10 protein-coding genes are annotated in these 12,529 nt (G+C 63.1%); 3 read left to right on the top strand and 7 right to left on the bottom strand.

Annotated features, from left to right (window positions below; genetic code table 11):
• Nucleotides 1–409: 409 nt before the first annotated feature.
• The 6 genes from tdh to ATC00_RS07250 form a co-directional block, all read right to left on the bottom strand.
• On the bottom strand, nucleotides 410–1,447 hold the full coding sequence (tdh, locus tag ATC00_RS07275; protein ID WP_037387246.1) for an L-threonine 3-dehydrogenase: 1,038 nt from the start codon (nucleotides 1,445–1,447) through the stop codon (nucleotides 410–412).
• Between the two features lie 42 nt (nucleotides 1,448–1,489).
• Nucleotides 1,490–2,677 carry a glycine C-acetyltransferase gene (locus ATC00_RS07270; RefSeq protein ID WP_064252394.1) on the bottom strand — a complete coding sequence of 396 codons (1,188 nt, stop codon included), beginning with the start codon at nucleotides 2,675–2,677 and terminating at the stop codon, nucleotides 1,490–1,492.
• A 348-nt stretch (nucleotides 2,678–3,025) separates the two neighbouring features.
• A complete protein-coding gene (locus ATC00_RS07265; protein WP_064252393.1) occupies nucleotides 3,026–3,316 on the bottom strand; it encodes a GIY-YIG nuclease family protein in 291 nt (96 codons plus the stop codon).
• A gap of 113 nt (nucleotides 3,317–3,429) precedes the next feature.
• On the bottom strand, nucleotides 3,430–5,298 hold the full coding sequence (gene recQ / locus ATC00_RS07260) for a DNA helicase RecQ (RefSeq protein ID WP_064252392.1): 1,869 nt from the start codon (nucleotides 5,296–5,298) through the stop codon (nucleotides 3,430–3,432).
• Nucleotides 5,299–5,535: 237 nt separating this feature from the next.
• Nucleotides 5,536–7,524 carry a DNA primase gene (dnaG, locus tag ATC00_RS07255; protein WP_064252391.1) on the bottom strand — a complete coding sequence of 663 codons (1,989 nt, stop codon included), beginning with the start codon at nucleotides 7,522–7,524 and terminating at the stop codon, nucleotides 5,536–5,538.
• Between the two features lie 146 nt (nucleotides 7,525–7,670).
• Nucleotides 7,671–8,120 (bottom strand): GatB/YqeY domain-containing protein, encoded by a 450-nt coding sequence (locus ATC00_RS07250; RefSeq protein ID WP_037387257.1) that lies wholly within the window; start codon nucleotides 8,118–8,120, stop codon nucleotides 7,671–7,673.
• A gap of 325 nt (nucleotides 8,121–8,445) precedes the next feature.
• Between ATC00_RS07250 and carA the strand changes: the two genes are divergently transcribed.
• On the top strand, nucleotides 8,446–9,651 hold the full coding sequence (gene carA / locus ATC00_RS07245) for a glutamine-hydrolyzing carbamoyl-phosphate synthase small subunit (protein ID WP_064252390.1): 1,206 nt from the start codon (nucleotides 8,446–8,448) through the stop codon (nucleotides 9,649–9,651).
• A gap of 48 nt (nucleotides 9,652–9,699) precedes the next feature.
• Here the strand turns inward: carA and ATC00_RS07240 are convergent, their stop codons facing one another.
• Nucleotides 9,700–10,590 (bottom strand): LysR substrate-binding domain-containing protein, encoded by an 891-nt coding sequence (locus ATC00_RS07240; RefSeq protein ID WP_064252511.1) that lies wholly within the window; start codon nucleotides 10,588–10,590, stop codon nucleotides 9,700–9,702.
• 114 nt (nucleotides 10,591–10,704) lie between these two features.
• On the opposite strand from ATC00_RS07240, the gene ATC00_RS07235 reads away from it, so the two are divergent.
• Both ATC00_RS07235 and ATC00_RS07230 read left to right on the top strand, forming a co-directional pair.
• Nucleotides 10,705–11,466 (top strand): SDR family oxidoreductase, encoded by a 762-nt coding sequence (locus ATC00_RS07235; protein WP_064252389.1) that lies wholly within the window; start codon nucleotides 10,705–10,707, stop codon nucleotides 11,464–11,466.
• Nucleotides 11,467–11,489: 23 nt separating this feature from the next.
• Nucleotides 11,490–12,356, top strand: coding sequence for an NAD(P)-dependent oxidoreductase (locus tag ATC00_RS07230; RefSeq protein ID WP_064252388.1), 867 nt, complete (start codon nucleotides 11,490–11,492; stop codon nucleotides 12,354–12,356).
• The last annotated feature ends 173 nt before the right edge of the window (nucleotides 12,357–12,529 follow it).

Genomic DNA, 12,529 nt, shown 5'->3' with positions numbered 1-12,529 from the left:
CCCGGTGCCCAATGCCGCTCGGGGGTTCGGGCGCGCCGCGCACCCGCCACCGATTCATTTCCCCTGACGTAACGGGATGATGTTTAATTCCTGATTAACCACGATAGCGATCGCGGTTGAGCGGGCAAGCTTCGACAGTCCTGCCACTGAATCGTCTCTGGCATGATTCCCTATCCGCCGTACCATGTCGCCATTTCTGCTTGAAATGGTGATTCCCAGAATTTTTCATCCCGTCAAGCTTTTCCGGTGAAAAACCGCGCAAATCGGCAAAAAACGCATATCGACGGGACTATCTCGCCGTTCACCAGGGTTGCTCAAGATGTAGGAGCGCCCTCTTAAAAGACAAGAGGCGCAGGCTTTTTCCGCGATCGGCGCTTTGTTCCATTTCGGGATGCAACCCGCAGTCACATCACAGCCAATCCATCACCACCTTGCCGGAATTGCCGGAGCGCATCGCCTCGAAGCCATCGCAAAAGGCGTCGATGCCGATGCGGTGGGTGATGACCGGCGAAAGGTCGAGCCCGCCCTGAACGAAGGCGATCATCTTGTACCAGGTCTCGAACATTTCGCGGCCATAGATGCCCTTCAGGTTGAGCATCTTGAAGATCACCTTGTTCCAGTCGATCTCGAACCCGGCGGGCGCAATGCCGAGAATGGCGATCTTGCCGCCATTGTTCATCTTGTCGATCATGTCGCGAAAGGCGGGTGCCGCGCCCGACATTTCGAGCCCGACGTCGAAGCCTTCGGTCATGCCGATCGAGCGCATCACATCGGCAAGGTTCTCTTTCGAGGCGTCGACGACGTAGTCGATCCCGAGCTTGCGGGCGAGGTCGAGGCGCACCGGATTGATGTCGGTGATCACCACCTTGCGGGCGCCTGAGCGTTTGGCGACCAACGCGCCCATGATGCCGATCGGTCCGGCGCCGGTGACGAGCACGTCCTCGCCGACCAGATCAAAGGAAAGCGCCGTGTGCACGGCATTGCCGAAGGGATCGAAGATCGCGGCGATCTCGTCCGGCACGTCGTCCGGGATCGTCACGACATTGTATTCCGGCAGGCAGACGAACTCGGCGAAGGAGCCCGGCCGGTTGACGCCGACGCCGAGCGTGTTGCGGCAGAGATGCCCCCGGCCCGCCCGGCAGTTGCGGCACTTGCCGCAGACGATATGGCCTTCGCCGGAGACGCGCTCGCCGACGTGATGCTTGGTGACCGCCGAGCCGACCTCGGCGATTTCGCCCATGAACTCATGGCCGACGACCATCGGCACGGGGATGGTCTTCTGCGCCCACTGGTCCCAGTTCCATATATGGACGTCGGTGCCGCAGATCGCCGATTTCTTGACGCGGATCAGCACATCGTTCGGCCCGACCTCCGGCACCGGCACGCGTTCCATCCACAGCCCCACCTCGGGCTTCGTCTTGACCAGCGCCTTCATCATGTTGGTCATTGCAAACTCCTCACCTCTGCCACGCGCCCCAACGCTTGCCCCTCAGATCACGCCCAGCTCCCGGCCAACCTCTTCAAAAACAGCAATTGCACGCCGCACGTCCGCTTCGCTATGCGCCGCCGACATCTGCGTGCGGATGCGTGCCTGTCCCCTCGGCACGACCGGGAAGGAGAAGCCGATGACGTAGACGCCCTTCGCCAGCATGCGCGCCGCCATTTCCTGCGCCAGTGCCGCATCGCCAAGCATGACGGGAATGATCGGGTGCCCCTCGCCGGCGAGCCGGAAGCCGAGCTTCGACATCTCGGCCCGGAAGAGTGCCGAGTTGGCATAGAGCCGCGCGCGAAGCGCATCACCGTTGTCGATCAGCTCGAAGACCTTGAGCGAGGCCGCGGCGATCACCGGAGCAAGGGTATTGGAGAAGAGATAGGGCCGCGACCGCTGCCGCAGCCAGTCGACGACCTCGGCCTTTGCCGAGGTGTAACCGCCCGAGGCACCGCCAAGCGCCTTGCCGAGCGTCCCGGTGATGATGTCGACCCGCCCTTCGACACCGCAATGTTCGGCCGAGCCGCGGCCATGCTTGCCGACGAAGCCGACGGCATGGCTGTCGTCGACCATGACCATCGCACCGTATTTCTCCGCAAGGTCGCAGACGCCCCTCAAGTTGGCGATGATGCCGTCCATGGAGAAGACGCCATCGGTAGCAATCAGCTTGAAGCGGCTGCCATCCGCCTTCTTCAACTCCTCCTCCAGCGCCGCCATGTCATTATTGGCGTAGCGGAACCGCTTCGCCTTGGAAAGGCGCACGCCGTCGATGATCGAGGCGTGGTTCAGGGCGTCCGAGATGATCGCGTCGTCCTCGCCGAGCAGCGTCTCGAACAGCCCGCCATTGGCATCGAAGCAGGAGGAATAGAGGATCGTGTCCTCCATGCGAAGAAAGGAGGAAATGCGCGCCTCGAGTTGCTTGTGCTCCTCCTGCGTCCCGCAGATGAAGCGCACCGAGGCCATGCCATAGCCGTAACGGTCGAGCGCCTTCTTGCCGGCATCGGCAAGTTCCTCGTTGTCTGCGAGGCCCAGATAGTTGTTGGCGCAAAAGTTCAGGACCCTTTCGCCGGAAGCGACTTCGATCTCGCCCGCTTGCTTGGAGGTGATGACGCGTTCGGACTTGTAGAGCCCGGCCTGCTTCAGGCCGTCGAGTTCCGAACGGAGGTGAGAAAGGAAGGCAGAGGTCATGGCAGCCGCTTTCGAACAGGGAAAGGAATTTCACGTCTAGACAAATAGCATGACAACTTTCGATGTGCAGCACATTCTCAGCGCATTGTTGAGGTGAAACGCGCGGGTTTCAAGCAACTTCCGCGCCGCCGACGCGGCGTCGCCACAGTACACTCAGGCAGCGTGCAGCCTCATCGGCTACGGTACGGCAAAGGCTTCACCTCCCGCCTCATTCCTGTGCTTGTCACAGGAATCCAGTCAGCCCAAGTCCTTGGGCTGAAAGACTCTTCCGCGCCGTGGACACGGCGCTGCTGGATCCCTGTGACAAGCACAGGGATGAGGGGGCGTGGGCCTTACTGTCAATGCACACTATATGCCGTGGAGGTAGTGGGAAATATCCTCCCACTCCGGGTTCATCTGCTCTATGAGGTTCAGCTTCCACTGCCTCGGCCACTTCTTAATCGTCTTTTCCCGCGTGATGGCAGACGTCAGCAGGTCGTACTCCTCGAACCAGACAAGCGTTTTCACGCCGTATCTGGAAGTGAAGCCCGGGGTTAGGTCGTTCTGGTGTTCAAAGAGGCGGCGAGGCAAATCACGGGTGACGCCAGTATAGAGCGTCCCGTTTCGCTTGGATGCGAGAATATAGACATAGCCTTTCATGAATTTGAGCGTGGATAATCACGGCAAAGCACGCAAGCGAAAGTTGTCGGACCTTAGGGATCGCCGCCTTCCGGCCCGAACCGCCTCTGCTTCGTGGGGAACACCTGCCCTTCTCAGCCGCCCTCCTCGAACGCATCGATGACCGCCAGAAAAGCCTCGCCATATCTCTCCCGCTTGCTCTCGCCGATACCGGGAATGTCGATGAGATCGTCGAAATCGCGCGGGCGCTCTTTGGCGAGCGCGATCAAGGTCGTGTCCGGGAAAACGACATAGGGCGGGACGTTCAATTCCCTGGCGATCGAAAACCGCTCCGCCCGCAGCTTCTCGAAAAGCTCGAGATCGGAGCCGGCCAGATCCGAACGCTCGCGAGCCGATGCCGATTTCTGCCCGCGAGTCGCCTTGCCGGAACTCGGTCGATCCTTGCGGAAGAGCACCTGCCGCTCGCGCTTGAACACGGCGCGCGCTTCCGGCTCGAGTTTCAGGGCGCCGAAGGCAGCGTGATCGACGGTGATCAGTCCCATTGCGAGCAATTGCCGGAAAACCGATTGCCAGGTTCGTGCCGGCAGGTCCTTGCCGGCGCCGAAGACCGGTATGTCCACATGGCCGAAGCGCTCGGTCTTCTCGTTGACGGTCCCGATCAACACGTCGATGACATGGCCGGTGCCGAACCGTTCGCCGGTCCGGTAGACGCCGGCGAGTGCCTTGATCGCCGCCTCCGTGCCGTCCCAGGTCTCGACCGGCTTCAGGCAGGTGTCGCAGTGGCCGCAACGGCCGGGATGCGCCTCGCCGAAATGCGCGAGGATCGCTTGCCTCCGGCAGCCTGCCGTCTCGCAGATCGCGAGCAGGGAGTTGAGCTTTGACCGTTCGATGCGCTTGATCTCGTCCGGCGCGCCGCCCTCGTCGATCATGCGCCGGCGCTGGATGACATCGGCCATGCCGTAGGCCATCCACACTTCCGACGGCAGTCCGTCACGACCGGCCCTCCCCGTCTCCTGGTAATAGGCCTCGGCCGAGCCCGGCAAATCGAGATGCGCGACATAGCGCACATCCGGCTTGTCGATCCCCATGCCAAAGGCGACGGTCGCCACCAGGCAGAGGTTCTCCTCCTTCAGGAAGGCGTCCTGATGCCGATCGCGCAGAGTCCGATCCATGCCGGCGTGATAGGGGAGCGCGCGGATGCCCTGTCCGTTCAGCCACTCTGCCGTGTCCTCGACCTTGGCGCGCGACAGGCAATAGACGATGCCGCTCGAGTCCTTGAAACGCGACAGGAAGCGCAAGAGCTGCTGGCGCGGCTGATCGCGTTCGACGATCTCGTAGGCGATGTTCGGCCGGTCGAAGCTGGAGGAAAACACCCGCGCGCTCCGGAGCGCCAGCCGCTCGATGATGTCGCCGCGCGTGTGCGGATCGGCTGTGGCCGTCAGCGCGATGCGCGGCACGCCCGGGAAGCGCGACGCAAGGCAATCGAGACCGCGATATTCGGGTCGGAAATCGTGCCCCCATTGCGAGACGCAGTGCGCCTCGTCGATCGCGAAGAGGGCGATGTCCATGTCGCCGATCATTTCGGCGAATCCGTCGGTGACCGCGCGCTCCGGCGTGACGTAGAGCAGGTCGAGCGCATCCGCCGAGAGAGCCCGGCGGACGGCGATCGCCTCATCGCGGCTGAGCGAGGAGTTGAGCGCCGCCGCGCGAATGCCGACCTGCTTCAGCGCCTCCACCTGGTCGCGCATCAAAGCGATCAGCGGCGAGACGACGATGCCGACACCCTTGCGGCAGAGCGCCGGAATCTGGAAGCAGAGCGACTTGCCGGCCCCGGTCGGGAAGAGCACCACCGCGTCTCCGCCCGCCACGACGTGCTCAACGACGGCCTGCTGCTGCCCGCGGAAGGCGGAATAGCCGTAGATGCGCTTGAGGACATCGAGTGGATTGCGCGCGCCATCGTTTCCGAAGAGGAGGATGGTGGAGTCGTCGTCACTGTATGGCATGAAATCGCTTTCGTCGGCGGGCAGTATGCGGCTCACGAAAATCGGACGCGAAGGGGCGTAGAGAGATGCCCCTCACCCTGCCCTCTCCCCGCAGGCGGGGCGAGGTTGCGTCGCATCTGAGGCTCGTGTCGTGCACCAACTGCAAGGACGTTGCTGAGCTGGCGCGGCATCCCCCTTCTCCCCGCCTGCGGGGAGAAGGTCGCGGCAGCGGGATCAGGGGCGGCCGGAAGCAGGACGTCACCTCGCCGCGGGCCCCTTGACGCGTCCGGAAAGCACCCCGAAGCCTTCGATGATTGCTTCCTGGTTCTCGAGCCGGGTGACTTCCAACTGAACCTCTTGAAGCGTCCGCAACAGCTGCGGCACGACTTCGAGATCGCCTTCTTCCGTAGCGTGTGCAAGTTCCCTTTCGAGCTCGCGGCGCTGCCAGTTGAGCGCTTTGGTGCGCTTGTGAAGCGCCAGCGCCTGCAGATAGCCCTCGCGCGCATCTTCTGGCGCAGCCACCGTCGTCGCGGTCCATAGCCGCGCATAGCGAATCTGCTGGTCGAGCGCGCCGATCAACGGGGCAAAACCTTCAGCCTCCAATTGCTCGACCAGCCCTTCCCGCGTCAGCCGCGGGCCGTTTGTCGCCGCGGCGTTCAGAACCGCCGCCCAGCAACGCTGCAGCTCACGATGGTCGAACTCGATCGTCGAGATCTCGTCATACTCTTCGAAAAGCAGTTGCGGGTGGTTGACGATCGTCAGCGCAAGCACGCTTTCGCGCAGCAATGGCGCCGCCTGCTGACCGCTGACGATCGACGAGCGCGCCAGCCGGTCGGAGATCGTGGTCGGCCCGGCGTTCCGTTCGCCGCCGGCTTGGCGAAAACCGCCTTGCCGCCCGCCGCGCTCGCGCCCACCCCGCTCGAACGGCCGCCGCTCGCCCCTGAACGGCGCGCTCCCCTGCAGAAAGGCGTTCAGCCGGTCGCGCATGTCCTGGCCGTAGTGGCGACGCACGCTCTCGTCGGCGATGACCGAGGTCACCTGCCTCAGCCGCGCCTCAAGCTCGGCGCGCTTTTCCGGCGTATCGAAGCCGCCGCCCTGCACCTCGCGCATCCAGACCATCTCGGCGAGCGAACGGGCATTGGCAAGCACCTTGTCGAAAGGCTCTCGCCCCTCGTGGCGGACGAGGTCGTCCGGGTCCTTACCGTCCGGCAGCATGGCGAAACGCACCGAACGGCCGGGCTTCAGATGCGGAAGCGCCAGGTCGACGGCGCGGTTGGCGGCGCGGATGCCGGCGCCGTCACCGTCGAAGCAAAGCACCGGCTGAGTCGTCATTTTCCAGAGGAGATCGAGCTGGTTCTCGGTGAGCGCCGTGCCGAGCGGCGCCACGGCATTTTCGATGCCTGTCTGGTGCAGCGCGATCACGTCCATATAGCCTTCGACGGCGATGATCGTGCCCGCGCCCTCGGCGCCCTGCGAAGCGCGCCGGGCGCGCGCGAAATTGAAAAGCACATTGCCCTTGTGGAAGAGCTCGGTCTCGTTGGAGTTCAGATATTTGGCCGGCGCATCGGCGGACATCGCCCGCCCGCCGAAGGCGATCACCTTTTCGCGCGCCGAGAGGATCGGAAACATGATCCGGTCGCGAAAGCGGTCGTAAGAGACCGGGACGTCCGGCCCATGGACGACGAGGCCGCATGCCTCGATCTGCTCCTTGCCGACCCCCTTGCCGGCGAGAAATTCCTTCAACGCATTGCGGCTATCCGGCGCATAGCCGAGCCGGAAGGTCTCGATTGTGCGGCCGGTGAGGCCCCGTTCGCGCAGATAGGCGCGCGCCTTGGCGCCGGCCGCGGTTTGAAGCTGGTCCTGAAAGAACTGCGTCGCCAGCTCCATGACGTCGAGCAGGCTGGTGCGCTCCTTCTCCCGCCGCTCGGCCTGCGGATCGGGCTGCGGCATGGGAACACCCGCCATATCGGCGATCTGCTGCACCGCTTCGGGGAAGCTCAGGCCCTCGAGATCGGTCAGGAAGCGGAAATGGTCGCCGGAAACGCCGCAGCCGAAACAATGATATCGGCCCTTGCGGTCCTCGCAGTGGAAGCTCGGCGACTTCTCGCCATGGAACGGGCAGCAGGCCCAGTAATCGCCGCGCGACACATTGGTCTTGCGCCGGTCCCAGGTGACGCGCTTGCCGACCACGTCCGAAATCGGAACGCGGTCTCGGATCTCGTCAAGGAAGGACGGTGAAAAGCGCATGGATACCTCTGGCCAGCTTCCATATAAGCGGCCTGGCCGGAGGAAGCCACAGTTCCTCTCGGTCTTGCCCGCTTTTCACAGGCGGCGGCCATCGAAGATGGCGGGAAACTGAGGCGGCGCCGGAGATCAGGCGCCGGCGCAGCGGCTTACTTCAACAGCTCCTTGACGATGCTGGAAGCCCTGGCGAAATCCATCTGGCCAGGATAGCGCTCCTTCAACGCATTCATGACCTTGCCCATGTCGCGCAGCCCCTGAGCGCCGAGTTCCGCGATGACTGCGGCGCAAAGCTCGCGCACCTTCTCCTCGGAGAACTGCTCGGGCAGGAACGCATTGATGATGACGATTTCCTGCCGCTCCTGCTCGGCGAGCTCCGGGCGGCCGCCCTCCTCGTAGATGCGCGCCGATTCCTCGCGTTGCTTGATCATCTTGGCGAGGATCTGCATGATTTCATCGTCGCCGGCCGGATCCTTGCCCTGGCCGCGATTGGCGATGTCGCGGTCCTTGATCGCCGCCTGGATCAGCCGAACGGTCGAAGTCCGCCGGGTATCCTTGGCTTTCAGCGCTTCCTTCAGGGCGTTTGCGAATTGCTCGCGCATCTCTTTCTCCATGCAGAAACGGCCCTGCTGCCTGCATCCGGACCGGCTCGTTTGCCTCATTGTTATCGCCGTCTTAAACCAGTGCGGCAGGTACAATCAAACCTATCGCGCAACCATTTGAATTATAAAGAACTTTATTTCCGGACAATTCACCGCCGCCGGTTGACCCCGGTAAAGCCTTTGTTTATTTTCCGGCACCTGCACGAACATCGGCATGAACCTCTTTCTCGCGGGGCTTCCGCGCGCCATGCCGCATGCAATTTTGAAATGGGGCTGAACCGACCGGCTTTAAAGCCGCGCCTTCCGCCGCAACGGGATAGGAACGATGACCGCGACACCCGCATGGACAACCCAGAAACCCACCGCCCTGCTCGTTCTGGCCGACGGCACGGTGATCGAAGGCAAGGGCATCGGCGCGACCGGCAAGGTGCAGGCCGAGGTCTGTTTCAACACGGCGCTGACCGGGTATCAGGAAATCCTCACGGACCCCTCCTATCTTGGCCAGATCGTCACCTTCACCTTCCCGCATATCGGCAATATCGGTGCCAATGACGAGGACATCGAGGACCTGACGCCGGCCGCCCGCCACGGTGCCGTCGGAGTGATCTTCAAGGCCGACATCACCGATCCCTCTAACTATCGCGCCGCCAAGCATCTCGATGCCTGGCTGAAGGCACGCGGCGTCATCGGGCTCTGCGGCATCGACACGCGGGCGCTGACCGCCTGGATCCGCGAAAACGGCATGCCGAACGCCGTTATCGCCCATGATCCGGCCGGCGTCTTCGACATCGACACGCTGAAGGCCGAGGCAAAGGCCTGGAGCGGTCTCGAAGGGCTCGATCTCGCCAAGGTCGCGACCTCCGGCCAGTCCTACCGCTGGAACGAGAAGCCCTGGGTTTGGAACGACGGCTACTCCACGCTCGGCGAGACCGAAGCCGCCTATCACGTCGTTGCGCTCGACTATGGCGTCAAGCGCAACATTCTGCGCCTCTTCGCCGGACTTGATTGCCGGGTCACGGTCGTCCCGGCTGACACGAGCGCCGAGGAAGTGCTGGCGCTCAAGCCGGACGGCATTTTCCTGTCGAACGGCCCGGGCGACCCGGCCGCCACCGGCGAATATGCCGTGCCGGTGATCAAGAACCTGCTGGAGAGCGACATCCCGGTCTTCGGCATCTGCCTCGGCCATCAGATGCTGGCGCTGGCACTCGGCGCCAGGACCGAGAAGATGCATCAGGGTCACCATGGCGCCAACCATCCGGTGAAGGACCACACCACCGGCAAGGTCGAGATCGTCTCGATGAATCACGGCTTCGCGGTCGATTCCAAGTCGTTGCCGGAAGGTGTTGAAGAGACTCACATTTCCCTCTTCGACGGCACCAATTGCGGCCTGCGCTTGAGCGGCAAGCCGGTCTTCTCGGTCCAGCACCACCCGGAAGCCTCCCCGGGCCCGCAGGACAGCCACTATCTCTTCCGCCGGTTCCTCAACCTGATCCGTGAGAAGAAGGGCGAAGCGGCACTCGCCGAACGCTGAGAAAGCCTAAGAGAACGAATAAAGGCCCGCTTACGCGGGCCTTTTACTTCAGCCGTCGCCGAGCCGCTCCGCTATGAAATCGATCGTCGCGCGCACCGAAGGCAATTGGCCGCGACGATGTGGCATCAGGATCGTCGTCGTCACCTTGCCTGCGGTCCACTCCGGAAGGATGTGGACGAGTGCACCGCTTGCAATTTCCTCCTGACAGAGCGTGCCAGGCAGCGCGGTTATCCCAAGTCCTGCCAGCGCGGCCGCCAGCAGGACCCGGGATTCGTCCGCCACAAAGCGCGGATTGGGTGAGACCTGCACGATCGTGCCGTCTTGGTGCTCGACCGTCCAGCCCTGCGAGGTAAGTGACGTCATCAGCCCATCGTGCTCCTGCAACGCCTCTGCTCGTGCAGGCACTCCCCGCTCTTGCAAATAAGCAGGCGCGGCGACGAGAAGTTTGCTCTGTGAGCCGACGCGACGCTGCACGAGACCAGAGTCCGGCAGGGGCGCGAAATGATCGCGCACCGCCATATCGAAGCCTTCCTGGACGATATCGACGAAGCGGTCAGTCGCGTGCAGGACGACGCGAAGCTTGGGATAGGCGAGCGCGAGTTCGGGCAGCAGCGGGGCTAGTGAAAGCTGCGCCGTCGGAACGGACGCCGTGATCCTGACAGCGCCGCTCGGTTCGGCAAGCCTGCCTCTGATGACATTTTCGGCCGCTTCCGCCACCACCAGCATCGCCGCCGCATGGCGGTAGAAATCTTCCCCCGTTTCAGTCACCGCGAAGCGGCGCGAGGTCCGGTTGATGAGGCGGACGCCGAGATTCTTCTCGAGCACCGCCACCCGCTTGCTGAGCGTCAATTTCGGCACGTTGAGCGCACGCGCCGCCGGCGCAAAACCGCCGTGGTCCACGACGTGGACAAAGAAAGTGAAGTCATTGAGATTCGCCATGGCCGTCATTGTCTGCAACTGTGGACGATATGTCCACGACAAGCCGCCTACCACAAGACCGTCCACGAATGCATCTCTTTCTCATCATTCAATCGAACCGAAGAGGAAGACATAATGGCGATTTATCAGGGTAAGAAGGCGATCGTGGTCGGCGGCACCCACGGTATGGGGCTGGCAACGGTCAGGCGGCTCGTCAATGGCGGCGCTGAAGTGCTGCTGACCGGACGCAACGAGGAGAATGTCGCCAAAGTCAAAGAGGAGTTCGGTCCGCGCGTGCACGCCGTGCGCTCGGATATCGCCGATCTCAACGATATAGCGGTCCTTGGCGCCTCCGCCGGCCAGAAGCTCGGGGCCATCGACCTCCTCCACGTCAATGCCGGCATTTCCGAACTTGAGCCCTTCGATCAGGTCAGCGAAGCATCCTACGATCGCCAGTTTGCGGTCAACACCAAGGGCGCCTTCTTCACCGTCCAGCGGCTGGCACCGCTGATCCGCGAAGGGGGCTCGATTGTGTTTACGTCATCAGTTGCCGATGAGGGCGGTCACCCCGGCATGAGCGTCTACAGCGCCACCAAGGCGGCGCTGGTCTCCTTCGCTTCGGTGCTAGCGGCCGAGCTCTTGCCGCGCGGTATCCGTGTCAACACCGTCAGTCCCGGGTTCGTCGACACTCCGACCAAGGGCGTGCCCGGTCTGACCGCCGCGGAAAGAGCCGAGTTCAAGGCGCTGGGCGATGCGGTGACGCCGATGAAACGCAATGGGACCGCCGATGAAGTGGCGCGCGCCGTGCTGTTCCTCGCCTTCGAAGCCACCTTCACCACTGGCGCAAAGCTCGCCGTCGACGGCGGCCTTGGCCAGAAGCTCGCAACGGCCGGCTGACGCGAAACAGGAAAGGACGACGCATGACCAGTATATCCGTCCTCGGCCTTGGTGCTATGGGTGCCGCACTCGCCGCAACCCTCATCCGCAAGGGCCATGCCGTAACCGTCTGGAATCGGACGCCATCGCGAGCGGAGCCGCTTGCCCGTGCGGGGGCAAGGATCGCCACGACTCCGGCCGAAGCCGTCGCCGCAAGCGAGCTCTCGATTCTGTGCGTCGTCGACTATGCTGCCGCAGGGTCGGTGCTGGCTGAGGCGCGGGGGGCGCTCAGCGGCCGCGATCTTGTCAATCTGACAAACGGCACGCCGCGTGAGGCGAAAAATCTCGCCGCGTGGGCCGAGATGGAGGGGGTCAATTATCTCGACGGCGGTATCATGGCAATCCCGCCAATGATCGGCGAGGCGGGCGCCCTGGTCCTCTACAGCGGCTCGACAGCGCTTTTCGAACGGCACAAGCCGGCGCTCGACGCACTGGCGGAGAGCCGCCACCTCGGCGACGACTCAGGCCTGGCGGCGCTTTACGACCTCGCACTGCTCGCCGGCATGTACGGCCTCTTCTCCGGCTTTCTTCATGCCAACGCCCTGGTGACAAGCGGAGGCGGCAAGGCGGTCGATTTCCTTCCGCTACTCCTGCCGTGGCTCAAAGCGATGACTGGCACCCTGCCCGACCTTGCTGGCAAGATCGACAGCGGCCGGCACAGTGACAACGTCGTCTCCAATCTTGCGATGCAGACGATCGCTCTCGAAAACATCGCCAAGGCCAGCGCGGAGCAAGCCGTCGCTCCAGACTTCGCCGAGCCGATGCTTAGGCTCGCCGCCCGTCGGATTGCCGAGGGTCACGGCAGCGACGACGTCTCGGGCGTCATTGAGACGGTCCGGGAGAAAAAATGAATCCGATTTCAACGGGATAGCGCCGCAACCAGAATGAGATTGGCAAACCGTTGAATCGCATTCTGAGCTGCAACAAAAAAGATCGGATGATTGGGCTCCGGCGGCCTCCCTGCATGGGAGTAGCGGGAGATCGGTCTTCCGGGCAGGCTCCAATGGTTCAACCGATTAGGAGG

This window comes from Sinorhizobium americanum (assembly GCF_001651855.1).
Taxonomy (GTDB): Bacteria; Pseudomonadota; Alphaproteobacteria; order Rhizobiales; family Rhizobiaceae; genus Sinorhizobium; species Sinorhizobium americanum.
This window is presented reverse-complemented; position numbering and strand designations above follow the sequence as displayed.